The sequence below is a fragment of the Haloterrigena sp. KLK7 genome, assembly GCF_037914945.1.
Taxonomy (GTDB): domain Archaea; phylum Halobacteriota; class Halobacteria; order Halobacteriales; family Natrialbaceae; genus Haloterrigena; species Haloterrigena salinisoli.
The window spans coordinates 3,093,758-3,114,305 of the sequence record NZ_CP149787.1; the positions used below are offsets into that span (position 1 = coordinate 3,093,758).

Below are 20,548 nucleotides of genomic sequence, written 5' to 3' on the forward strand. Positions count from 1 at the left end.
TATCAGGCACCTCCGGTCGCGGGTTTCTCGGTGATGTAGACCCCGTCCTGGAAGATGCGGGTGTCCTTGCCGCTGACGCGCGTCAGCTGCTCGATGTCGGCCGCCGTCTGGCCGACGTCTTCCTTGTTCGGACCCGAGAGGACGACGACTTCGTCGTCGACGTCGACCTCGGTGTCACCGTGGATAGTCGTTCGTCGCGCTGCCTTTTCGCCGAGGAAGTTCTCGATGACGACCTCGTCGCCCTCCACGCGGACCTGCATCGGGAAGTGAGAGTAGAAGACTTCCATCTTGTACTCCCAGCCCTCGGTCACGCCGTGGAAGGCGTTGGTGAGGTGGCTCTCGAAGGTGCCGACGGTCGCGTTGGTCTTCGCGTCCTCGGACTCGCTTTCGATTACCACGCTGTCGCCTTCGACGTCGACGCTCACGTCGGGGTACCAGAGGCGTCGCGTGACGCTCCCCTCCGGTCCCTCGACGGTCACGTCGAGGTGGTCGATCTCGACGGTTACGTTGTCAGGGGTTTCCAGTTCGACTCGCATTGTTAGTAGACGTATGCGATCACCTGGCCGCCGATTCCCTGCTCACGCGCCTCGTAGTGGCTCATGATGCCACTGCTCGTCGTGACGACGAGCGCACCGAAGTCTCGAGCGGGGAGATAGCGCTTCTCCCACTTCTCGAAGTCCTCGGCACCGACGCTGTAGCGGGGCTTAACGGGGCCACACTCGTTGATCGCTCCTTTCAGTTCGACCTCGAACTGACCGGCTTTGCCGTCGTCGACGTACTCGAAGCCGTCGATGTACCCGCGGTCGTAGAAGACCTCGAGCACGCTGCCGATCTCGTTCGAGGCGGGCGTTACCTCGTGGCTGAGATGTCCCACACTCTCGGCGTTGTCGAGTCCCGAGAGCGCGTTGCTGAGTGGATCGTTTCCAGTCATGTTATCGATACTTCTTGAATCCCATGTCACGAGCGATCTCGCGGAAGCACTGTCGACAGAGGTTAATGTCGTACTTGCCGACGAGCCCCTGTTTGCGGCCACAGCGCTGGCAGGCCTCTTCCTGCCCGGTCCGCTTCGCCGCGTGCTCGCCCGTGCGTTCGGTTTCTACGTCGCTTTCGGTTTCGCTTTCACTCATCGTCTGCCTCCTCGACGGTCACGTCGAAGTTCGCCTCGAGGAACGCGATGGCGTCCTCGGGCGTCAGTCGGTGTCGCGACGGGATCGAGCGGGTGGCCTTGTCGCGCTTGGAGACGCGGTAGCCGGGACGCACCATGTTGACGGTGACGTCCAGCCCGTAGATCCCGACGTTCGGGTCGTACTCCTGGCTCGGGAACTCCGTGTGTTCCTCGACGCCGAAGCTGAAGTTGCCCGTGTCGTCGAACTGCTTCGCGGAGATGTCCGCGAGCGGCAGTGACTTCTCGAGGAACTCGTGGGCGTCGTCGTCGCGAAGGGTGACCTTCGCGCCGATCGGGTCGCCCTGGCGAATACCGAAGTCGGGTTCGGTCTTTTTCGCCTGGGTCCGGACGCTCTCCTGACCCGTGATCTCCTCGATGATGTCCTCGGCGCGGCCGAGTTCGCGACCGCCCTGACCGACGCCCATGTGGACGACGACCTTCTCGACGGACGGTTCGCGCATTTCGTGGAACTCGCCGGCGTCAGCCTCGCTCATTCGTCATCACCCGTGAAGTTCTCGTCGATCACGACGATGTACTCCTGGATCGTCTCGAACCCGTCGTCGTCCGTGGAGACGCCGACGGTGTTCGGGCCGCTGCCCGGCGTGATGTCGATCGCGTCGATCTCGCCGATCTTGCCGCCGTGGTTGCCACGGACGGCCGTCACGAGCGCGCCCTCTTCGAACGGGAAGTGGGCGACGATCGACTTGTCGTCGTTGTCGACGACGATCGAGTCCGTCGTGTCGTACTCGCTGCCGTCCTCGACGAGGACGTTCGTGCCGTCGTGGAGGGTCAGCTGCGTGTCCCCGCCGGGGACCTGCTGCTTGCCCTCGATCTTGCCGAGGCGGCTGCCTGCGGCGTCTTCGTCGATTTCGGTCAGCGCGAGCCGGCCGCCCTCGTCGGGGAAGACGCGGAAGTACTCCGATCGACCGGGGAACGCGATGATGTCGAAGATGCCGATCGGTCGCTTCTCGTCGTTGATCGGCTCGCCGTTGACGAGGATCGCGTCCTCGCTCAGGGCGTATCGCGCTTCCTTCTTCGAGTCGACGTAGCCGAGGACGTCCCGCAGCAGGACGACGAGGGGGACTCCCTCTTCGCCATGCGGGCCGGCGCCGGCCTTGACCGTGAACGTCTCGGTCTTGCGTTCGACCGGCCAGGACTTCGGTACCGACAGTCGTTTCTGGTGTTTCGTCATTCGCTATCACCTTCGAGGCGTGCCTCGCGACGCTCGTCCTCGAGGTCGAGCTCCGTGATACGAACGTTCGACGGGTCGAGCGGCCGCGGCACCTCTTCGCCGTCGGCCGTCTCGACGGTCACGTCCTCGACGTGAATCGTTCCGTCTTCGAGGATCGCTCGCAGGACCTCGCCGGTCTCGCCGGCGTGGTCGCCGCGCATGACCTCGACCGTGTCGCCCGCGTTGACGCGGGTTCGACGGGTGTCGTACTCCTCGCGGAGCTCGTCGGACAGCGTCGCGTGGAGCTGCTTCTGTCGCTTGTGCAGCGGTGCACGCTCCGTCTGATTTCGCTGTTTGGATGGTTGTTCGCTCATAGTTCTATACGATCATCGTCGCCGTGGAGGCGATTGCTCCGAATCGTTCTGCGACCTCGCGGGCGATCGGCCCCTTGATCTCCGTGCCGCGGGGCTCCTCGTTCTCGTCGATGATGACGGCCGCGTTGTCCTCGAACTTGAGGCGGGTGCCGTCGGGCCGGCGGATCGACTTCCGCTGGCGCACGATGACTGCCTCGAGGACCTGACGGCGCATCTCGGGGGTACCCTTCGTGACCGAGACGGTCACCTTGTCACCGAGTCCCGCCTTCGGCTGGCGGTTCTTGGTGCCGTGGTAGCCCGAGACGCTGATGACCTTCAGTTCGCGCGCGCCAGTGTTGTCGGCGCACGTGACCAGAGAGCCCTTCTTCAGGCCCTGCGTGACGTCGGCTTTCATTGCCTCCATCACTGATCACCCTCGTCTTCGCCGGCGAAGTCCTCAGCCGACAGCTCCGGCTCAGGCTCGGCCTGACCGGTGAGGTCGGCGACGTCCTCCGGGGTCGCTTCTTCGGTTACTTCGACGACCACGTGCGATTTGGTCTTCGACAGTGGTCGGGTCTCTGCGATCTTGACCGTGTCACCGACCGAGAGCGGCTCGAGCACGCCCGGCACGTGAGCCGGAATGCGCGAGCGTCGTTTCATGTAGCGGTCGTATTTCGGAACCGCTACGTCGTACTCTCGTTCGACGACCACGGTCTTGTCCATGTCCGTCGAGACGACGGTTCCCTCGAGGATCTGGCCTCGAACGGGAAGGTCGCCGTAGAACGGACAGGTCTCGTAGTCGTATTCCTCCGGGTTCTCTGGTTCCGGAGGGGTTTCAACGTCTAGTCCTATTGCCATGGTGAGTCACCATTCGTTTCCGTGCGTCGGGCGGGTCGTGAGAGCAGCCGCGATCCATCGACCGTAACGTAGGCCACGTCCTCGCCAGCAGCGTGGCGGTGGTCCCGCGAGGGATCATCGCCGCGACAGCTGTCGGTATCACCGACAGCTCCGTCCGGAGTGTCCGATTGCTCGGTGTCGCCGGGTTGAGTGTTGGCCAGTTTGGACGCGGTCCCCGACACCTTGGCGGCGTCGGCGGCTTCATCTGTGATCGCGAACTCGAACGTCGAGCCCGATTTCGGTACCATCACCACCCGAGACTCGCCGCTCTCACGGATCTCTATGGAGAGGGTGTTGGTCGTCTCGATGACGACTCGCCCCTCCAGACCCACCCGCGAGGAGTCGTCGCTCTCGACGACTCGCACGGGGAGTCCGTTGAGTTCGTGTCGCGGCAGCGTCTCGGGTGTCAGTGGCATCTGTGTGTTATTCCGCTTCGGCTTCGTCCTCGAGGTCGCCTTCCTCGCGCTGGATCGTCTTGATCCGCGCGATGGTGCGACCGAGCTCGCCGATACGGCCCGGGTTCTCCGGGGCGCCACCGGCGGCGAGGACGGACTTCTGGTTCAGCAGTTCGGTCTCGAGCTCCTCGAGCTCCTCCTGCCGTTCGGCGGGCGTCATGTCGCGGATCTCTTCGACGTGGAGGATCGCCATCAGGCGTCACCTCCCTCGTCTTCGTCCGCGTCGGCGTCAGCTTCGGCCTCTTCCTCGTCCATCTCGGCGACGAGCTCCTCGGCCTCGGCTTCGACGTCCTCCTCGAGTTCGTCGAGGTCCTCCTCGATCGGGGCCTCGTCGGGGACGTCGACTTCGTCCTCGTCCGCACCGGCCGCGACCTCTTCCTCGATGACTTCCTCGACGGCCTCCTCGTCGATCTCGGGTTCGGACTCGGCGGCCTCGTCGGTCGCTTCGGCGCCTTCGGCGGCGGCCTCGGCGTCCTCGGGTTCGCCCTCGAGGAGCTCCTCGACGCCCTCGGCCTCGTTGGCCTCGACGGCATCGGGGACGAGTTCCTCGGGGTCCATCTCCTCGTGGATCTCGAAGTCGTCGGGGAGTTCGGCTCCCGGCGGGATGATCTTGACGTCGACACCGATGGTGCCGAGCTTCATGACCGCGACGCCCTGGCCGTGGTCGACGACCTCTTCGGCGGGCTCGCCGTTGTGCTTGATGTAGCCGCGGTTGAACTTCTCGACGCGCGATCGAGCGCCGGTGACCTTCCCGGAGAGGACGATCTCCGCGCCGAGCGCGCCGGCCTCCATGATCCGGTCGATCGTCGTGTGACCGGCCTTCCGGAAGTACCAACCGCGCTCGAGCGCGTTGGCCAGTCGGTCCGCGACGATCCGCGCGTTGAGGTCGGGTTCGTCGACCTCCTGGACGTCGATCTGGGGGTCCTCGAGGTTGAACTTCTCCTCGAGGGCCGTCGTGACCTTCCGGATGTTCTCGCCGCCCTTGCCGATGACCATCCCGGGCTTCTCGGCCTTGAGGACGATCTGCGTTCCCATCGGCGTCTTGGCGACGTCCATGCCACCGTAGCCCGCGCGGCCGAGCTCTTCCTGGAAGAACTCGTCGATCTGGGACCGCTGCAGGCCGTTTTCGATGAACTGTTGTTCGTCAGCCATTAGCTATCACCGTCTTCGTCCTCTGGTTGCTCGCTGACCACGATCTCGACGTCGACCTCCGGCGTGTTCCACGACGACGCCCGCCCCATCGCGCGGGGCTTGCGGCCGACGGACTCGCCGACCTTGTGGGCGGCGACGTGAACGATCTCCATCGACGCGCCGTCGAATCCCTGGTGGTCGGCGTTGGCCTCGACGTTCTCGAGCAGGTCGAGGAACTCCCCCGAGACCTTCTCGGGGTACTTGCCGGCGTCCCAGCCGTCGATGTCCGATCGGTGACCGGCACCGGCGTTGTGGGACTTGAACGGGACCGACTGCTCTTCGTCGATGACGCTCTGGAGGTACTCCTGGGCCTCCTCGACGGTGCGGCCCTTGATCGCGCGAGCGACCTCCTTGCTGTGCTTGTTGCTCATGTGACGCTCCCGGAGCATCGCTTTCGCGGTCTTGTCCGGGTCGGCGTCGACTGAGTAGTTGATTCCCATACGATGATCACTTCAGTGGGACGAACTTCGAGGATCGAGTCGCGCCGATCCCGGCCTGTCCGTGCTCGACGGACGTGCGGGTCAGCTGGAACTCGCCGAGATAGTGTCCGATCATCTCGGGTTCGACGCGGACGCGCTCGAACGCCTGACCGGTGTAGACCTCGAAGGTCAGGCCGACGAACTCCGGCAGGATCGGCATGTCCCGCAGGTGCGTTCGGATCGGCGCGTTCGCCGTTTCCTCTTCTTCTTTCTCGCGGGCCTCCTCGAGCAGCTTCTGCTTCTCGACGGAGAGACCGCGTTCGATACTTCGCCGCTGGCGAGCGGGGAGCAGCTCCGCAACTTCCTCGAGCTCCATCGCCTGCAGCTCCTCGAGCGTGTGACCGCGGTAGGTGAACTCACCTTCGCGGCCGGTTCGGTACTCCTGACTCATTTGTTGCCACCTCGACCGGTGCGTCGGGACGAGATGTCACCGACCTTCCGTCCCGGCGGGGCGTCCCGCGAGACGGACTTGGGCTTGCCGGGGTGCTGGCGGCCGCCGCCACCGAAGGGGTGGTCGACGGCGTTCATCGCCACACCGCGGACGCGGGGCCACTTGGTCCCGCGGGCTTTCATCTTGTGGTGCTTGTTCCCTGCCTTGACCATCGGCTTCTCCGTGCGGCCGCCACCGGCGACGACGCCGATCGTGGCGCGACACTGCGGATCGAGGCGCTTGACCTCGCCGCTGGGAAGCTGGATGACCGCGGCGTTGCGGTCGTGGGTGATCAGGTCCGCGTTGACGCCCGACGCGCGAGCGAACCGACCGCCGTCGCCGGGGTTGGCTTCGACGTTACAGACCGGGACCCCTTCCGGGATCTCCGCGAGCGGGAGCGTGTTGCCCGGCTTGATCTCGGCCGAGACGCCGACCTGAATCTCTTCGCCGACGCCGATGCCTTCCGGCGCGAGGACGAGACGCTGCTCGCCGTCCTCGAACTCGATGGCGGCGACGGGCGCCGATCGCGCGGGGTCGTGTTCGATGTCCACGACCGTCCCGCGAACGACGTCGTCGTCCTCGGACTTCTTGTGGTCGAGTTTCGCCTTGTAGCGGTGCGAAGGGGCACGGAACGTCGAGGTCCCGCGACCACGTCGCTGTCCTTGAATGCGTCGTCCCATTCTCAGAACACCCCGATTCGCGAAGCGACTTCCTGTGCGTCGTCCTCCTCGTCGAGGCGGACGACCGCTTTCTTTTTGCCGTTCATCGTTACCTGCGTGTTGATGTCCCGTACCGAGATCTCGAAGCGCTCTTCGATCTCGTCACGGATCTCCGGTTTGGACGCGTCCGGGTTGACGACGAACTGGAGCTTGTTCTCGAAGTCCATGTCGTTCATCGCCTTCTCGGTCACGAGGGGGTGTTCGATGATCGAACTCATCGGTCGGCCACCTCCTCGAGCGCGCTCTCGGTCCAGACGGTCAGTCGACCCGGCTGTGCGCCGGGCGCGAGCGCTTCCGCGTTGACCTCCGCGGCCGTCGTCACGTCGGCGCCGGCGAGGTTCCGGGCCGCGCGGGACGGGCCGGTCTCGCTGGAGGTGACGAAGAGGATCGACGTCGGCGTCTTGTACTTTCGGCCACGGGCCTTCCCCTGACCGGAGCGGACGCTTCGACCCTCGTCTGCGCGTTCGATGTCGTCCGCGAGGCCGGTGGCCTCGAGGAACTCGACGACCTCCTTGGTCTTCTGGAGGTCCTCGAACTCGTCGTCGACGACGACGGGCAGCTCGAGGTCCGCGTCGAACTCGTGGCCGCGCTCGGCGACGAGGTCGGCGTCGGTCGTCGCAGCGATGGCGCTGCGGACGGCCAGCTTCTTCGCTTTCGTGTTGATCGATTCGGACTGGTCCTTCTCGGCCTTCGGCGGGTGGGCCTTGCGTCCCTTGACGGTCTGGGGAACGCGGCGACCGCGTCCCTCCTGTCGGGGCACGTGGGCCATCCCGCGGCCGCTACCGAACGACTCGGCCGGCGTTCGAAGGCCGGCGAACTCGTCGGCGCCGTAGTCCTGTTTCCGGTTTGCCTGGGCGACGCGAACGGCGCGGGCGATCAGGTCCGGGCGGTACTGCGTCTCGAAGACCGCCGGGAGCTCGACCGAGTCCGCCTCGGTGCCGTCCAGGTTGCGTACTGTTGCTTCCATGTGTTATCCCTGGTTAGATGCGGTGGAGACGTACCGGACCTCGGGATCGAGGCGCGGCTGGTCTCCGGGTCGGATCGCCGGACGGAAGCGCACGAGGCGCTGTTCCGGTCCGGGGAGCGAGCCCTTGATCAGCGCGTGCGGTCCGTCGACTTCGCCGTAGTTGACGAAGCCGCCGTCGACCGTCGCGTCGGCGCCGTCGCCGATGTCGACGAGGCGCTTGTTCAGTTCCGTCCGCTGGTGGTAGCCGGTCTGCCCCTGCTGGGGGACCGTCGACCGAACGCGGGACGGGTTCCAGGGACCGAGGTTCCCGATGCGGCGGCGCCATCCCTGCCGGGCGTGCTTGCCCTTTCGTTTCTGGACGCCCCATCGCTTGACGGGACCCTGCGTCCCCTTCCCTTTCGTGACGCCGCTGGCGTCGACGTACTCGCCGGCGCGGAAGACGTCGTTCATGACGTGCTCGCCGCCGTCTGCGACGGTCTCGAGGGCGAAGTCGACGCGGTCCTCGACGGAGCCGCCGCCGACGCGCGTCTCCATCACGTCCGGTTTCTTCTTGGGGACCGAGGGGATCTCGGACGGAACCGTGTGCGTGATGACGCGCACGTCGTCGACGCGCCCCTGCTCGAGCAGGCCGCGAAGTTCGTCTTCGGCGGCGTCGGTGTCGTAGTCGTCACCGGGGATGTCGAGGACGCGATCGAGTTCGGGAACGAACTCGTCGGTCCAGACCTCGGTGACCGGCTTCATGCCGTACGGCGTTTCTTCGTACGCTCGCAGAGCGACGGCGCGCATGGGCGGCGTCTCCACGATCGTCACGGGGACGGTCTGTTCCATCCCCTCGGTCGGCGAGTTCGCTTTATCGTCGACCATAACGACGTGGGTCATGCCGGCCTTATAGCCCGCGAAACCCTGGAGCGTCGGCTGTCCTTCGTCGTCCGGCCACGAGTTGAAGCGCGGGACCTCGCTGGTCGCACGCTTTCGTGGGCCGAACCCGAGTGAGCCTTTGCGTGGTGAATTTGCTTGTGGCATTCTATCACTCTCTCAGTGAGAGGGGCGCGAGGGTAGCGAACAGAGCCTCCTCCGTTCGCACGACCTCGCTCCCTTGGTCCGGAACCGTATTTAGCCAGAGGTCGAACCCCGGATCGGCTGTGGGTTCGACTCCGTCATCGGCCGCGTCGTCCCGGTCGGACGACGGTTCGACTGCGTCGCCTTGTCCCGACGACGCTTCGATGGCCGATGCCTCGATTCCGAGGATAGCCGGCAGCCCTCTCTCGGGCGCGCCGAAGGCGACGGTCATCCCGTCGCCCTCGACGCGTCCGGCCAGCGTCTCGAGTCGCCCGACGGTGAGTTCTTCACCGTACCGGGACGACGCGATGCGGACGCCGGCGTCCTCACGGCCGAGAGCTGCCTGCAGGTCCGTCCGCTCGACCGACAGCCCCGGGAGGGGCTCGTCGACGAGTTTCGCCCGGACCGGTCGTCGCGAAGAGATCCTGACGGTCACGCGCTCCCCCTCGTCGACCGCCATTTTCGGCGGTACGTTGAGGGAGATCGGGTGTTGCAGTCCGCAATTGACCCGGACGCGCCCTTCAGGTCCGACCTCGGTCACGATTCCTTGTCTTGACGACCCCGAACCGGTAGATTCGGAGCCGGTCTGTGACATGGCGCGGAGCGGCGGCAAGACGCCCGCGTACTCCAGTTCGTCCCGCATCCCCCAGGCCTCGTTGCGGAGGTAGGGGGGCGTTGCGGCGTATCGCAAGACGGTGCTTACGAACCCGCCGTCGAATCGACCCGTTTCGCCGTCCCGGTCTGGGTAGACGATCAGGCGATCGGCCCGGAAGATCGTCGCCGCGCGGGCGACGTAACCGAGTTTGCGAGTGGCCTCGCGTTTGTCCTCGGCTTCCCGGGTGAGTGACGACGGAACGAGTACGCTGACGGTCATGCCGAAACGCTTCGGCGCCGCGTCACTAGACTGTAGCGATGTCTTGCGGAGGGGATCTTAAAAGGATAGCGGATTCGATTGCGGCTGATAACGGCTCACACCCGTGAATTCGTGCCGTGCGGGCACACATTCGTGCCCAGTGGTAGGTCGCCGGCGGCGCGAGCGGCGATTCCGTACTGTCAGTGGCTCGATCGGACAATACCGAGGGATTTTACCGCTGTGTCACACATAGTCGCGGTAGAATGGAATCGCCCTCGCCGACCGAGGCGGAACTCGAGACCCGAATTCGGCAACAGGAGGTTGTCACGGAACTCGGCCAGCAGGCACTGGAAACGACGGACCTCGACGGGCTGCTGAACGACGCGTCGACGGCCATCGCCGACACGCTGGGGGCCGAGTACTGCGGCGTGCTCGAGGTGCACCCGGACGGAGACGAGGCTTCGTTGCGAGGGGGCGTCGGCTGGCGCACGGGGACCGTCGGGTCGGCGACCGTACCCGCGGACCGAGAGTCGCTGGTCGGCGCCACGCTGCGTGCCGACGAACCGGTGATCGTCGAGGATCACCGGTGCGACGAGAGCGTTTTCGACACCGAGTTGCTCGCCAGTCACGACGTCACCAGCGGAATCAGCGTCGTCATCGGCTCGAACGACGAGCCGTGGGGCGTCCTCGGAGTCTACTCGAGCGACCAACGGGCGTTCTCCGAAGGCGACGCCACCTTCGTCCGGGGCGTCGCGACCGTCCTCGCGGGGGCGATCGACCGCGCGGAGACGGACCGACGCCTGCGCGAGCACGAGACCCGACTCGAGCGGTACAAGGAGTACACCGACGGCATCCTCGACGCGGTCGACGACGTGTTCTACGTCGTCGACGAGACGGGGAACTTCCAGCGGTGGAACGAGACGCTGAACGCGGTCACCGGCTACGCCGACGCGGAGATCGAGTCGATGCGGCCGCTGGAGTTCATCGCCGAGGAGGACCGCGAGCGGACCGCAGACAGTATCGCGGAGGTCTTCGAGACCGGGAGCGCGCGACTCGAAGTGGAACTCCTGACCAAGGACGGCGAGCGGATCCCCTACGAATTCGTCGCCGTCGGACTCGAGAATCCCGAAGGGAAGCGGGTGCTGGCCGGCATCGGTCGCGACGTGACCGACCGGAAGGCACGCGAGCGGGAGCTGGCCAAGTACGAGACGATCGTCGAGACGATGTCCGACGGGATCTACGTGAAAGGCGAGGACGGGCGGTTCACGATGGTCAACGAGGCGTACGCGCGGATGACCGGCTACGATCGCGAGGAGCTGGTCGGCGAACACGCCTCGCTGGTCGTCGACGAGGCCGCGATCCAGGAGTCGAAGGAGCGACTGACGACGGACCGCGAGGCAGGGGCGGACGACGAGAGTCCGGCCATGGAAGCGAAACTGCAGCGGGCAGACGGGGATCGCGTTCCCGTCGAGGGGACGTTTTCGACGCTCCGGACCGACGACGGGCGGCAGGAAGAGGTCGGCGTCGTCCGGGACATCACCGAACGGAAACGCCGGGAGCAGGAGCGTCGACGCGTCGTTCGGGCGCTGGAGGCCGCCCGCGAGGGCATCAGTCTGCTCGACGAGAGCGGCGAGTTCATCTACGTCAACGACGCGTACGCGGAGACGTTTCGATACGAGCCCGAGGAGATGATCGGCGAACACTGGAACGACCTCGGGATCGAAGCCGATTCGTCCCGCTTCGCCGAGGAGATTCTGCCGCGGATCTCGGCGGACGGACAGTGGTCGGGGACGACGACCTGCGTCCGCAGCGACGGGACGACCTTCCTCTCCCAGCACTCGCTGACCGAGACCGACGACGGCGAACTCATCTGCCTCGTTCGGGACATCACCGAGCAACGGGAGCGCGAGCGGGATCTGCGGGAGGTCCGAACGCAACTGGACATCGCGACCGAGGCCGCGTCCGTCGGGATCTGGACCTGGGACATCGAGGAAGACGTCGTCACCGCGGACGACTATCTCGCGGACGCGTACGGGATGGATCCGGAGCGGGCCGCCGACGGCGCACCGATGGAGGCCTTCTACGAATCGATCCACGAGGACGATCGGGCCCGGGCGCGGGACCGACTCGAGCGCGCGGTCGAGGAGACGGGCGAACTCGAGGTCGAGTACCGCGTCCGTAACGCGGACGGCGAGGTGATGTGGGTGGTCGCCCGCGGCGAGGTCGAGTACGACGACGGCGAGCCGGTCCGACTGAACGGCGCGGTCTCCGACATCACCGAACTGAAACGCCGCGAACGGCAGCTCGAGGAGTCCGAACGCCGCTACCGGACCCTGGCCGAGCACTTCCCGAACGGTGCGGTCGGGGTGTACGACGAGGACCTCCGGTACACGCTGATCGAGGGAGCGGCACTGGGCGATACCCTGCCCGATATGACGCGGACGGAAGGGCACCGAATGCCGACGGTCTTCCCGGACGACGTGGTCGCGGAGCTGGAACCGCTGTACCGGGCCGCAATCGAGGACGGCGAGACCGATAACACGACGATCACGTTCGACGGCCAGCACTGGCGAGTCTGGGCCGCGCCGCTGCGGGACGCCGACGGCGAGATCTTCGCCGGGCTGAGCTTCACGCAGGAGATCACCGAGCAGATCGAACGCGAGCGGCGACTCGAGGAACTGATCGATCGGCTCGAGGAGTCCAACGAGCGGTTGGAGCAGTTCGCCTACGCGGCCAGCCACGACTTACAAGAGCCCCTGCGGATGGTCTCGAGCTACCTCCAGTTGATCGAGCGCCGGTACGCGGACGCCCTCGACGAGGACGGGCGGGAGTTCATCGACTTCGCGGTCGACGGCGCCGAGCGGATGCGCGACATGATCGACGGGCTACTCGCGTACTCCCGCGTCGAGACGGGCGGGGATCCGTTCGAACCCGTCGATCTGAACTCGGTTCTCGAGGACGTGCTGGCGGATCTCCAGGTTCGGATCGAGGAGACCGGCGCCGAGATCACCGTCGAGGAGCTGCCGCGAGTGACGGGCGATTGCGATCAGTTGCGTCAGCTGTTCCAGAACCTCGTGGAGAACGCCCTCGAGTACAGCGGCGACGAAACGCCCCGGGTTCACGTCTCCGCCCGGCGACGCGCGGGGAGCGACGACCGCTGGGAGATCTCCGTCCGGGACGAGGGGATCGGGATCGATCCGGACGACGCCGAGGAGATCTTCGAGGTGTTCCAGAGCCTCCACTCGCAGGGCGAGCGCGGCGGCACCGGTATCGGACTCGCGCTGTGCGAGCGGATCGTCGAACGCCACGGCGGCGAGATCCGACTCGAGTCCGAGCCCGGCGAGGGGGCGACGTTCTCGGTGACGCTGCCGGCGGTGGACAAACACGAGCCGTGAGCACCGCCCGCCCGTCGTCCAATTTCGAACCGCAGCGTCGGAGTCGAAAGCGTGTGTTTCCCTATCGATACCGGGTCAATTCGCAACCCTTATACATCCATCCCGGTGTAGATGTAAGTGCAACAGGGCGCTGGTAGTGTAGTGGTATCACGTGACCTTGCCATGGTCACAACCGGGGTTCAAATCCCCGCCAGCGCACTTCTCTGTAATTCAATCCCGCGAGCGACCGCGAAGCGTGTCGCGAGTACGCGATGAATTCAGGAATGGGCCCTGGGATTTGAATGAGACCGAGGCGAGTCGATTCTCGGTCGTTCAAGTCATAGCTACCGCGTCGCTTCGGTCACGCTACTCGCGATCACTCAATAGCGGTGTGAGCAGGCAATATGCCTTCTGTAGCCACTCTCGAGGTAATGCTCCGTATCGAAGCTAAGAGACCTGACACTCTCGCTTTCGACATTTATAAGTGATCGTGGATCATCCGTTCGAGTGTACTCGAGACCGAGTGCACGTGTGCGCGCTGGTAGTGTAGTGGTATCACGTGACCTTGCCATGGTCACAACCGGGGTTCAAATCCCCGCCAGCGCATTTTTGCTGAACAATAACGACGAGCGAAGCAAGTCGTCTGTTCAGCGAAAATCGTTCTGGGTTTGAATCAGGTCAGTCGCAGCGCCGAGCGACGCGAGGCGATCGTCTGACCGTGGTTCAAATCCCCGCCAGCGCACTTCTCTGCATTCAATCCCACGAGCGACCGCGAAGCGTGTCGCGAGTAGGCGGTGAATTGAATCGCCCGTTGCGTATCCGTCTCTGATCAGTCACGGCGCTCACGCTGGTATCAGACGATGGAAAGAGAATCGAGAACGATGGGAACTCGAGCGCGTCAGTCGATCACGACGGTTTCCGGACCGGACGCCTCCTCGCCCGAGTCGGCGAGGTCCTCGAGCGCGAGCTTGACGTTCCACACGTTGGACTTCCAGAAGGCGTCGAAGACGACGCCGAGCACGGGGACCGAGCCGCCGACGGTGTCGACGGCGATGTTCGCGAGCATGCGCAGGAGCGTCGACTGGGAGACGCCCATGCGGGCGGACTCGGCGACGATGTACAGCGAGACGAACGCGGTCGCGGTGTCGCCGGCGCCGGGGAGGATCCCGACGATCGGGTCCAGCCCGAATCGGAAGTCCGTTCCGGGAAGCTTGAGCCCCTCGTCGAGGACGCGGGCGACGGTTCGCATGCGGTCGATCGCGGCCTCGTCGACGCCGGCGGGGAGGTCGTCGCCGAACTCCTCGAGCGCCGATTCGATGTCGTCGGTCGAACCAGTAGCCATACGTCGCTATCGGGCGCGTGGCGGAATACGTTCGTGGACGGCGATGGCAAGCCATCGGTGCCGTCAGCGCCCACCGTCGCCGAAGCCGACTGGACCGCACCGGGAGTGATATTAAGTCGTTAGATTACGTATTCGAACGCGTATGCGAGAAGGCTGGATTCGACTCGAGTGCGCCGACTGTAACGAACAGTGGACCGCCGATCCGGCCGCTCTCCCGGCGCCCGGAAACCGGTTCAGGTGCGATCACTGCGGGTCGGAACGGCCGATCGCGGCGTTCGCGAAGACCCAGCGCGGGCTCGACATCCTCGAGGCGTTCCACCAGCGGCCGGCGTAGGGAACATCGACGGGTATCGGACGGCAGCGACCGGTGTCGGGCGCTGCCGAGCGGCGTCACGCGCTGCCGACCCGTGTCGAGCGGTGACGATGAGTGGTCGGAATCGTTTCTCGCACCGACTCGAGCGATCCCGTGACTCGTATTCGAGTGAATCGTTCGTCTCACCCGGCGCTGATCGGTCGCCCGCCGATCCCCGTCCGGAGAGAATCGGCGCCAATCACCGATTAGTTTCGAGACCGATCGCTCGGCGACGAGTAATCCGCACTTACGTCGGCGTCGTCCCGGTATCGTCTCCGTGACTGGTTCCGATATCCGACGATCGGGACTACCGACTAATACTTATTTCTGAACTATTCGAGGGATGTTTAGTCGGGTTCGTTTACCGATGTCGCCTGCGATTGGCTTTTATACTCCGAGTAACTACGAATCAATAGACGATTGAACTCCGAGAACTCCTATGCAAACTGAACTCTCAACCGCCGACGCGGACGACCTGCAGTACGACCAGACCAACGACCGCTACGTCTTCAACCACGATCCGGACGGCACCGCGACGATCACGACGACGATCGTCCACGCGCTCGCCTCGATCGCGGACACCGACGTCTCGCAGGGCGAGTTCTCCCTCTACGACAGCGTCGATCCCGACGCCCTCGACCGCATCTTCAGCAAGAAGGCCGACGGAACCGAACGCACGGGCGGCCACATCGCCTTCACCGCCCTCGAGCACGAGGTGTACGTCTACGCGAACGGCGACGTGATCATCTACCCGCCGACGGACTCGCCCCACCCGCGGGCGGACTGATTCGACCGGCGGTCCGCAGTCCCAGTCACTGTTTTCTCGGTCGGTTTTCGCGTCCGCTCGAGCCGCGTCGACGCAGGAATGGCACGGATTTAGGTCCCTCCTCGTCGTCACTATCACGTATGACGGTGATCGCACTACTGAGCGTCGCACCGGTGATCGAGGACAGCATGTCGGGCGAGGTCGCGAAGGCGGTCGACGCGCTCGAGGAATACGACGTCGAGTACGAGACGAACCCGATGGGGACGGTGATCGAGGCCGACGAGATCGGGGAACTGTTCGCGGCCGCGCAGGCGGCCCACGAAGCGGTCGACGCCGATCGCGTCAGTACCGTGCTGAAGATCGACGACAGGCGGACGCGCGACGTCTCCGCCGAACACAAGATCGAGGCCGTCGAAGAACAGCTGGGACGCCCGCCGACCAACAAGGACCCTGACTCCGGCGAATAGCGTCGCTGGTAGCGGTCGCGGTGTGAACGGCGGGCGACCGCGAGCGAAGCGAACGAGACCGGTCGCGCGAGACGCGGCCCCGAACTAACAAACTGTTTTACGGCGGAAGGCGAACGCGTCGGTATGGAGAGTCTCAACCGGATGGCGATCGAGTTGGTCGACGAGGCCCTCGACTACGCCGAGGAGTTGAACATCGGCGGCTACGATCTCGACAACGAGGCCACGGTCCTCGACTTCGGCCTCGAGTTCGAGGGCGGGATCGAGGCGGGGCTATTGCTGACGGAGATTCAGACGGCGGGGATGGCGACGCCGAGCCACCACTTAGGCGAGATCGGCGACGCGCCGATTCCGTACGTCCAGCTCGCGACCGACCAGCCGGCGCTCTCGCTGCTGTGCTCGCAGAAGGCGGGCTGGGAGCTGACCACTGAGGACTTCGAGGGGCTGGGCAGCGGTCCCGCCCGGGCGCTGGTCGCCGAGGAGGAGGAGTTCCGCCGCGTCGGCTACACGGACGCGTTCGACCTGACGGCGCTGGCCGTCGAGACCGAACAGGATCCGACTGCGGCCGCCGCCGCACAGGTCGCGGAGCTCGCGGAGGTCGAACCCAGCAGCGTCTTCCTGCTGGCTTACCCGACCGCGAGCCTCGTCGGCTCCATCACGAACGCCGCTCGAGCGGCCGAACTCGCGACGTTCCGCCTCTCGGAGCTGGGCTACGATCCGCTGGACATCGTCTCCGCGACGGGACGGGCGCCGGTCGCCCCCGTCGCCGACGACGAGCAGACGGCGATCGCCCGCACGAACGACGCCATCGCCTACGGCGGCACGGCCCACCTCACGGTCCGCGAGGACGCGGACATCTTCGATTCGGTCCCCTCGACGGCCGCCGAGGACCACGGTCGACCGTTCGGCGAGGTCTTCGACGACCTCGAGTGGAACTTCTCCGAAGTCCCGTCTGACCTCTTCGCGCCCGCGAAGGTCACGATCGACGTGGTCGGCGGCCCGACCTACGTCCACGGCGAGACCGACGAGGACCTGCTCGTCGACTCGTTCGGTCTCTGATCGTGCGGTTCAAACCGGTTCCCGACCCGCCAGCCGACCTCGAGCGCGTCGCGCCGATCCTCGAGGCCGTCCCGGCGACGGCCGGGGCCGTCGACGACTGCTGTGGTCGCCTCGTCGACGAGACTCGACTCGAGTCCCGCGACGCGGCGGAGACGTGGCTGGTATTCCTGCGAGCGCTCGACCTCGCGACCGAAGAGTCGGAGGGGTATCGCCGTGTGGCAGCGACCTCGGAGCCCGGACAACCGATCGACCCGGCCACGCTCCAGCAGCCGTTTCGGGACCGCGTCTACGGAGCCGATGCGGTCCTCGAGGTCCTCGAGCGCGCGGAGACGTCGCTGTCCGTCGCCGACGTCTCCGATGCGGTCCACGACGAGCGTCCGGGGCTCGAGCGCGGCTCTCGATCCGACAGGCGAGAGCGGGGGCGCGGGTACGCTGACGATCCGCACGAGCGCGTCCGGCGGCTCCTCGAGTGGGCGGATTTACTGGGACTCGCCGCACGGACGGCCGACGGCGATCGGTACCGATCCGCAAGCGACCTCGCGTAGTCGGACAGTTCGGCCATCGGTCACGGGTCGCCCTCGAGTTCCGGATCGAAGAGGTCCTCGACGCGGCAGTCGAAGTGCGCTGCCAGTTCGAACGCGAGTTCCAGCGACGGATCGTAGCGGTCGCGTTCGATCGCGTTGATCGTCTGCCGAGAGACGCCGACCGCCTCGGCGAGGTCGCCCTGGCTGAGGTCGGCGGCCGCCCGGTACGTCCGGAGATCGTTTTTCACGTGTATCGTCGCTCGACGTATCCGTAGACGATCAGCCCGACGGCGATCAGGAGCGCGTATCCCCAGATCGCACCGCGGATTGCGAGGGGCACGTCTACCGCACCCGTCGCATCGAGCACCAGATCGGCCGGGAGGCCGAAGATCGCGACGAACGTCACGAGGCTCCACACGATGTGCCCCGTTCGCCGTTCGATCTGCGCTTCGCGCTCGTCGAACAACCGAACTCCCGTCCGCTGCCAGATTACGAGGTACCCGACGATGCCGAGGTAGTAGAGGCCGACGCCCGCGAACGCGAACAGGTCGGCGCTCCCTTCAGAGGCGACCACGGAGAGCGCCGTCGCGCCGAGAAAGCCAGCGACTCCGAGACCCATCGATCGGTTCATTACTTCCCTGTACCGCCGCCGTTGTTCCGTCGATAGTTCACTCGTCATGCGTCGATCAGTGTCGAGTCCGCTTTACAGTAAAGTATACTTTACACCTTCTCTAAAATATGTCGGTCGGGCACCACTTCGGCGTCGATTCGACGAGCAACTCAACGGGGAGATACACGCCACTGATTCGGCGGCGAGACAGGCGACCGGGCAACTCGTCGAAATCAGCGAGACGAACTCGAAACAGCCTCACTCCATCGGGTGGACGTCGGTCACCGTCCCGACGCCCTTGCTGCGGCCCTCGCGGAAGACGAACTTCTGGCCCTCCTCGACGAGGTACGGGCGGAACTTGAACCGGACCGTGGCTTCGCCGGTATCTCCCGGCAGCAGGCGGCCGTTCTTCGGGTAGAAGGCGGCGGCCTCGCCGATCGTCTCGAGGTGGACGACGGGTTCGTACCCCTCGCCGATCCGGGTCGGGTGGTTGAGTACCATGACCTCGGCCTCGAACTCCCGGACGGGGGCGGGATCGGCGTCCCGCGGAAGGAGGACCATCCCGCGCTCGATGGCGCTCTCCTTGACGCCCTTCAGCGCGATGCCGACGATCCGGCCGGCCTGCGCCTTGTCGACGCGGTGGTAGTGCATCTCGATCGAGCGGACCTCGACCTCCTGGAACCGGCCGTCGGGCATCGGCCCCAGCAGGAGTTCGTCGCCGGCCTCGACCTCGCCGGACATGACGGTGCCGGAGGCGACCGCCCCGACGCCGGTCACCGAGTAGCTCCGGTCGACGTACATCCGGAACTCGCCGGTGTCCTGGGCGGTCTTGGGCAGTCGGTCGAATAGCTCGTCCAGCGTCGCCAAGCCGTCCATCGTGATGGCGCTGGTCTCGACGATCGGGACGACGCGCTCGCTGATCTCCTCGATGGCGGCGTCGACGCCGTGACGGGCGACTCTGAGCGGCGACTTGTCGACCTCGCGGAGGAGGCGCTCGACCTCGCGTTCGACCTCCTCGACGCGCTCCTCGTCGACGGCGTCGGTCTTCGTGATCGCGACGATCGTCGGCAGGTCGGTCGCGAGCAGGACACCGAGGTGCTCGCGCGTGGTGCGCGTGGGACCGTCGTCGGCGGCGACGACCAGCAGTCCGTAGTCGAGTTTCTGTCCGACGAGCCCGCGAATCGTCGTCCGGAGCCACGGCTCGTGACCGACGGTGTCGACGAACGAGACCAGCCGATCGGCCTCCTCGACGACCGCGGCGCGGTCCTGCTTTCGGTTCGGGTTCCGCACGCGGACCGGACCCTCGTCGTCGAAGCCGTAGACGGCGTAGGAGAGGTCGGCGGAGAGGCCGCGCTCGACCTCGTGGGGCTGGACGTCGAGGTACGAGCGCGTCGCCCCGTCGCCGTCGTCGGGGTTACCGGTCACGAGCGACCCGACGAGCGTGCTCTTGCCGTGATCGACGTGGCCCGCCGTCCCGACGACGACGTGTTCGTCGTCGGTCTCGAGGACGCCGCCCTCCTGTACCGTGGCGACGCCGACGAGGCCACGCTCGGACGTCTCCGACGTCCGATCTGCTTCGGATTCGGCCGAGTCCGAAACGCCGTTTACCCCCCAGGTCTGGACGTCGTCGATGTGGGCGTCGGCCTCCTCGGCGAGCAGGGAGAGGACGTCCATCGTCTCGGAGAACGTGTCGGGATCGATCCCGGCGAGGCCGCCGTCGTCGGTGACCCCGACCACGTACGTCGCCTCGCCGTCGCCCGAGAGCAGTCGGTGACGCAGTTGCGCGGCCAGGCTCTCCCGGCGTCCACCCTCGAGGTGGACGTCCCGTGACAGTCGTTCCTTGAACTCGACGTTGCCACCGTCCTGTTCGCCACGGTCCAGGGCTCGCTCGAGGAGAGCCCGGTCACGGCTCATACTCCACGGTAGCGGCCCGCATGGCAAAAACCTTCCCGTACAGTGGTAACATAGCACACAATATGTGTCGGGAGCGTGGACTTCCGCTCGGGTGTCATCAGGAGGCGTACGGCTCGCTCTTCGAACCTGAGTCGACGGCGCGGTCGTCGTGACGGCCGTCGACCGGGGTGTTCCGGCCGCGGTTTCAAGGCGCTCGAGACGCTACTTCGGCTATGAGCGTCAGCGGCCTCTGTCAGATCTGTGAGTCCCGGCCCGCACAGGAGCGGTGTGGGAACTGCGGCACGCTCGCCTGTGACGTCCACTACGAGGACGGGAAGAACCTGTGCGTCGAGTGCGCCGCGCAGGCGGATCCGACGCAACCGTCGCCGTCGGAGTCCGAAGACGTCGACATCAACCGGCTCTGA

General features: G+C 65.8%; 29 protein-coding genes and 2 tRNA genes. 9 read left to right on the forward strand and 22 right to left on the reverse strand.

Features of this window, described 5'->3' with window-relative positions; translation table 11 throughout:
- Nucleotides 1–2: 2 nt before the first annotated feature.
- Genes WD430_RS15265 through WD430_RS15350 form a run of 18 tightly spaced genes read right to left on the reverse strand, consistent with a single transcriptional unit; the run spans nt 3 to nt 9,760 of the window.
- Nucleotides 3–536, reverse strand: coding sequence for a 50S ribosomal protein L6 (locus WD430_RS15265; RefSeq protein WP_339103282.1), 534 nt, complete (start codon nt 534–536; stop codon nt 3–5).
- 2 nt (nt 537–538) lie between these two features.
- Nucleotides 539–931 carry a 30S ribosomal protein S8 gene (locus tag WD430_RS15270; RefSeq protein WP_339103283.1) on the reverse strand — a complete coding sequence of 131 codons (393 nt, stop codon included), beginning with the start codon at nt 929–931 and terminating at the stop codon, nt 539–541.
- 1 nt (nt 932) lies between these two features.
- The gene (locus WD430_RS15275; RefSeq protein ID WP_339103284.1) at nt 933–1,127 is read right to left on the reverse strand and encodes a 30S ribosomal protein S14; all 195 of its coding nucleotides are present in this window, start codon (nt 1,125–1,127) and stop codon (nt 933–935) included.
- Nucleotides 1,120–1,659: a 50S ribosomal protein L5 gene (locus WD430_RS15280; RefSeq protein ID WP_339103285.1), complete on the reverse strand. Its 540-nt coding sequence runs from the start codon at nt 1,657–1,659 to the stop codon at nt 1,120–1,122. Before WD430_RS15280 ends, WD430_RS15275 begins: the two co-directional genes overlap by 8 nt.
- Nucleotides 1,656–2,357: a 30S ribosomal protein S4e gene (locus WD430_RS15285; RefSeq protein ID WP_339103286.1), complete on the reverse strand. Its 702-nt coding sequence runs from the start codon at nt 2,355–2,357 to the stop codon at nt 1,656–1,658. Before WD430_RS15285 ends, WD430_RS15280 begins: the two co-directional genes overlap by 4 nt.
- The gene (rplX, locus tag WD430_RS15290) at nt 2,354–2,710 is read right to left on the reverse strand and encodes a 50S ribosomal protein L24 (RefSeq protein ID WP_339103287.1); all 357 of its coding nucleotides are present in this window, start codon (nt 2,708–2,710) and stop codon (nt 2,354–2,356) included. Before rplX ends, WD430_RS15285 begins: the two co-directional genes overlap by 4 nt.
- 4 nt (nt 2,711–2,714) lie before the next feature.
- On the reverse strand, nt 2,715–3,113 hold the full coding sequence (locus tag WD430_RS15295; protein WP_004213668.1) for a 50S ribosomal protein L14: 399 nt from the start codon (nt 3,111–3,113) through the stop codon (nt 2,715–2,717).
- Nucleotides 3,113–3,547 carry a 30S ribosomal protein S17 gene (locus WD430_RS15300; RefSeq protein ID WP_339103288.1) on the reverse strand — a complete coding sequence of 145 codons (435 nt, stop codon included), beginning with the start codon at nt 3,545–3,547 and terminating at the stop codon, nt 3,113–3,115. The genes WD430_RS15295 and WD430_RS15300 overlap by 1 nt, the downstream gene beginning before the upstream one ends.
- Nucleotides 3,538–4,002 carry a ribonuclease P protein component 1 gene (locus WD430_RS15305; RefSeq protein ID WP_339103289.1) on the reverse strand — a complete coding sequence of 155 codons (465 nt, stop codon included), beginning with the start codon at nt 4,000–4,002 and terminating at the stop codon, nt 3,538–3,540. The genes WD430_RS15300 and WD430_RS15305 overlap by 10 nt, the downstream gene beginning before the upstream one ends.
- A 7-nt stretch (nt 4,003–4,009) precedes the next feature.
- Nucleotides 4,010–4,234, reverse strand: coding sequence for a 50S ribosomal protein L29 (gene rpmC, locus WD430_RS15310; protein ID WP_339103290.1), 225 nt, complete (start codon nt 4,232–4,234; stop codon nt 4,010–4,012).
- Complete coding sequence (locus tag WD430_RS15315; protein ID WP_339103291.1) at nt 4,234–5,193, reverse strand: 30S ribosomal protein S3; 960 nt, start codon at nt 5,191–5,193, stop codon at nt 4,234–4,236. Before WD430_RS15315 ends, rpmC begins: the two co-directional genes overlap by 1 nt.
- Nucleotides 5,193–5,672, reverse strand: coding sequence for a 50S ribosomal protein L22 (locus WD430_RS15320; RefSeq protein WP_339103292.1), 480 nt, complete (start codon nt 5,670–5,672; stop codon nt 5,193–5,195). Before WD430_RS15320 ends, WD430_RS15315 begins: the two co-directional genes overlap by 1 nt.
- A gap of 7 nt (nt 5,673–5,679) precedes the next feature.
- Complete coding sequence (locus WD430_RS15325; protein WP_008894891.1) at nt 5,680–6,102, reverse strand: 30S ribosomal protein S19; 423 nt, start codon at nt 6,100–6,102, stop codon at nt 5,680–5,682.
- A complete protein-coding gene (locus WD430_RS15330; RefSeq protein WP_339103293.1) occupies nt 6,099–6,821 on the reverse strand; it encodes a 50S ribosomal protein L2 in 723 nt (240 codons plus the stop codon). The genes WD430_RS15325 and WD430_RS15330 overlap by 4 nt, the downstream gene beginning before the upstream one ends.
- Before the next feature lie 2 nt (nt 6,822–6,823).
- Nucleotides 6,824–7,078, reverse strand: coding sequence for a 50S ribosomal protein L23 (locus WD430_RS15335; RefSeq protein WP_339103294.1), 255 nt, complete (start codon nt 7,076–7,078; stop codon nt 6,824–6,826).
- Entirely contained in the window at nt 7,075–7,827 is a 753-nt protein-coding gene (gene rpl4p, locus WD430_RS15340) for a 50S ribosomal protein L4 (RefSeq protein ID WP_339103295.1), read from the reverse strand. Before rpl4p ends, WD430_RS15335 begins: the two co-directional genes overlap by 4 nt.
- 3 nt (nt 7,828–7,830) lie before the next feature.
- Nucleotides 7,831–8,850 carry a 50S ribosomal protein L3 gene (locus WD430_RS15345; protein WP_339103296.1) on the reverse strand — a complete coding sequence of 340 codons (1,020 nt, stop codon included), beginning with the start codon at nt 8,848–8,850 and terminating at the stop codon, nt 7,831–7,833.
- A 4-nt stretch (nt 8,851–8,854) separates the two neighbouring features.
- A complete protein-coding gene (locus WD430_RS15350) occupies nt 8,855–9,760 on the reverse strand; it encodes an RNA methyltransferase (protein WP_339103297.1) in 906 nt (301 codons plus the stop codon).
- A 242-nt stretch (nt 9,761–10,002) separates the two neighbouring features.
- Between WD430_RS15350 and WD430_RS15355 the strand changes: the two genes are divergently transcribed.
- The 3 genes from WD430_RS15355 to WD430_RS15365 all read left to right on the forward strand — a co-directional run bounded on the left by WD430_RS15355 (nt 10,003) and on the right by WD430_RS15365 (nt 13,719).
- A complete protein-coding gene (locus WD430_RS15355; RefSeq protein WP_339103298.1) occupies nt 10,003–13,134 on the forward strand; it encodes a PAS domain S-box protein in 3,132 nt (1,043 codons plus the stop codon).
- 127 nt (nt 13,135–13,261) lie between these two features.
- Nucleotides 13,262–13,332 (forward strand) — tRNA-Gly (locus tag WD430_RS15360).
- 316 nt (nt 13,333–13,648) lie between these two features.
- A tRNA-Gly gene (locus tag WD430_RS15365) sits at nt 13,649–13,719 on the forward strand.
- 292 nt (nt 13,720–14,011) lie between these two features.
- Here WD430_RS15365 and WD430_RS15370 read toward each other — a convergent pair.
- Complete coding sequence (locus WD430_RS15370; protein ID WP_339103299.1) at nt 14,012–14,455, reverse strand: DUF4112 domain-containing protein; 444 nt, start codon at nt 14,453–14,455, stop codon at nt 14,012–14,014.
- A 142-nt stretch (nt 14,456–14,597) separates the two neighbouring features.
- On the opposite strand from WD430_RS15370, the gene WD430_RS15375 reads away from it, so the two are divergent.
- From WD430_RS15375 to WD430_RS15395, 5 genes are all read left to right on the forward strand, one after another.
- Entirely contained in the window at nt 14,598–14,789 is a 192-nt protein-coding gene (locus WD430_RS15375; protein ID WP_339103300.1) for a hypothetical protein, read from the forward strand.
- 457 nt (nt 14,790–15,246) lie between these two features.
- Nucleotides 15,247–15,594 carry a HalOD1 output domain-containing protein gene (locus tag WD430_RS15380; protein ID WP_126661267.1) on the forward strand — a complete coding sequence of 116 codons (348 nt, stop codon included), beginning with the start codon at nt 15,247–15,249 and terminating at the stop codon, nt 15,592–15,594.
- A 119-nt stretch (nt 15,595–15,713) separates the two neighbouring features.
- Entirely contained in the window at nt 15,714–16,040 is a 327-nt protein-coding gene (locus WD430_RS15385) for an MTH1187 family thiamine-binding protein (protein ID WP_339103301.1), read from the forward strand.
- Nucleotides 16,041–16,163: 123 nt separating this feature from the next.
- Nucleotides 16,164–17,096 (forward strand): methenyltetrahydromethanopterin cyclohydrolase, encoded by a 933-nt coding sequence (gene mch, locus WD430_RS15390; RefSeq protein WP_339103302.1) that lies wholly within the window; start codon nt 16,164–16,166, stop codon nt 17,094–17,096.
- A 2-nt stretch (nt 17,097–17,098) separates the two neighbouring features.
- Nucleotides 17,099–17,641, forward strand: a complete 543-nt coding sequence (locus WD430_RS15395) for a hypothetical protein (RefSeq protein WP_339103303.1) — start codon at nt 17,099–17,101, stop codon at nt 17,639–17,641.
- A gap of 20 nt (nt 17,642–17,661) precedes the next feature.
- Here the strand turns inward: WD430_RS15395 and WD430_RS15400 are convergent, their stop codons facing one another.
- The 3 genes from WD430_RS15400 to WD430_RS15410 all read right to left on the reverse strand — a co-directional run bounded on the left by WD430_RS15400 (nt 17,662) and on the right by WD430_RS15410 (nt 20,144).
- Nucleotides 17,662–17,868: a helix-turn-helix transcriptional regulator gene (locus WD430_RS15400; protein WP_339103304.1), complete on the reverse strand. Its 207-nt coding sequence runs from the start codon at nt 17,866–17,868 to the stop codon at nt 17,662–17,664.
- Complete coding sequence (locus WD430_RS15405) at nt 17,865–18,251, reverse strand: hypothetical protein (protein WP_339103305.1); 387 nt, start codon at nt 18,249–18,251, stop codon at nt 17,865–17,867. Before WD430_RS15405 ends, WD430_RS15400 begins: the two co-directional genes overlap by 4 nt.
- Before the next feature lie 237 nt (nt 18,252–18,488).
- Entirely contained in the window at nt 18,489–20,144 is a 1,656-nt protein-coding gene (locus tag WD430_RS15410) for a GTP-binding protein (protein WP_339103306.1), read from the reverse strand.
- Between the two features lie 212 nt (nt 20,145–20,356).
- On the opposite strand from WD430_RS15410, the gene WD430_RS15415 reads away from it, so the two are divergent.
- Nucleotides 20,357–20,548, forward strand: a complete 192-nt coding sequence (locus WD430_RS15415; RefSeq protein WP_339103307.1) for a hypothetical protein — start codon at nt 20,357–20,359, stop codon at nt 20,546–20,548.

Coding starts and splice junctions, on each gene's coding strand:
- WD430_RS15265 (WP_339103282.1), bottom strand. CDS start 536: ATGCGAGTCGAACTGGAAACCCCTGACAACGTAACCGTCGAGATCGAC.
- WD430_RS15270 (WP_339103283.1), bottom strand. CDS start 931: ATGACTGGAAACGATCCACTCAGCAACGCGCTCTCGGGACTCGACAAC.
- WD430_RS15275 (WP_339103284.1), bottom strand. CDS start 1,127: ATGAGTGAAAGCGAAACCGAAAGCGACGTAGAAACCGAACGCACGGGC.
- WD430_RS15280 (WP_339103285.1), bottom strand. CDS start 1,659: ATGAGCGAGGCTGACGCCGGCGAGTTCCACGAAATGCGCGAACCGTCC.
- WD430_RS15285 (WP_339103286.1), bottom strand. CDS start 2,357: ATGACGAAACACCAGAAACGACTGTCGGTACCGAAGTCCTGGCCGGTC.
- rplX (WP_339103287.1), bottom strand. CDS start 2,710: ATGAGCGAACAACCATCCAAACAGCGAAATCAGACGGAGCGTGCACCG.
- WD430_RS15295 (WP_004213668.1), bottom strand. CDS start 3,113: ATGGAGGCAATGAAAGCCGACGTCACGCAGGGCCTGAAGAAGGGCTCT.
- WD430_RS15300 (WP_339103288.1), bottom strand. CDS start 3,547: ATGGCAATAGGACTAGACGTTGAAACCCCTCCGGAACCAGAGAACCCG.
- WD430_RS15305 (WP_339103289.1), bottom strand. CDS start 4,002: ATGCCACTGACACCCGAGACGCTGCCGCGACACGAACTCAACGGACTC.
- rpmC (WP_339103290.1), bottom strand. CDS start 4,234: ATGGCGATCCTCCACGTCGAAGAGATCCGCGACATGACGCCCGCCGAA.
- WD430_RS15315 (WP_339103291.1), bottom strand. CDS start 5,193: ATGGCTGACGAACAACAGTTCATCGAAAACGGCCTGCAGCGGTCCCAG.
- WD430_RS15320 (WP_339103292.1), bottom strand. CDS start 5,672: ATGGGAATCAACTACTCAGTCGACGCCGACCCGGACAAGACCGCGAAA.
- WD430_RS15325 (WP_008894891.1), bottom strand. CDS start 6,102: ATGAGTCAGGAGTACCGAACCGGCCGCGAAGGTGAGTTCACCTACCGC.
- WD430_RS15330 (WP_339103293.1), bottom strand. CDS start 6,821: ATGGGACGACGCATTCAAGGACAGCGACGTGGTCGCGGGACCTCGACG.
- WD430_RS15335 (WP_339103294.1), bottom strand. CDS start 7,078: ATGAGTTCGATCATCGAACACCCCCTCGTGACCGAGAAGGCGATGAAC.
- rpl4p (WP_339103295.1), bottom strand. CDS start 7,827: ATGGAAGCAACAGTACGCAACCTGGACGGCACCGAGGCGGACTCGGTC.
- WD430_RS15345 (WP_339103296.1), bottom strand. CDS start 8,850: ATGCCACAAGCAAATTCACCACGCAAAGGCTCACTCGGGTTCGGCCCA.
- WD430_RS15350 (WP_339103297.1), bottom strand. CDS start 9,760: ATGACCGTCAGCGTACTCGTTCCGTCGTCACTCACCCGGGAAGCCGAG.
- WD430_RS15355 (WP_339103298.1), top strand. CDS start 10,003: ATGGAATCGCCCTCGCCGACCGAGGCGGAACTCGAGACCCGAATTCGG.
- WD430_RS15370 (WP_339103299.1), bottom strand. CDS start 14,455: ATGGCTACTGGTTCGACCGACGACATCGAATCGGCGCTCGAGGAGTTC.
- WD430_RS15375 (WP_339103300.1), top strand. CDS start 14,598: ATGCGAGAAGGCTGGATTCGACTCGAGTGCGCCGACTGTAACGAACAG.
- WD430_RS15380 (WP_126661267.1), top strand. CDS start 15,247: ATGCAAACTGAACTCTCAACCGCCGACGCGGACGACCTGCAGTACGAC.
- WD430_RS15385 (WP_339103301.1), top strand. CDS start 15,714: ATGACGGTGATCGCACTACTGAGCGTCGCACCGGTGATCGAGGACAGC.
- mch (WP_339103302.1), top strand. CDS start 16,164: ATGGAGAGTCTCAACCGGATGGCGATCGAGTTGGTCGACGAGGCCCTC.
- WD430_RS15405 (WP_339103305.1), bottom strand. CDS start 18,251: ATGAACCGATCGATGGGTCTCGGAGTCGCTGGCTTTCTCGGCGCGACG.
- WD430_RS15410 (WP_339103306.1), bottom strand. CDS start 20,144: ATGAGCCGTGACCGGGCTCTCCTCGAGCGAGCCCTGGACCGTGGCGAA.
- WD430_RS15415 (WP_339103307.1), top strand. CDS start 20,357: ATGAGCGTCAGCGGCCTCTGTCAGATCTGTGAGTCCCGGCCCGCACAG.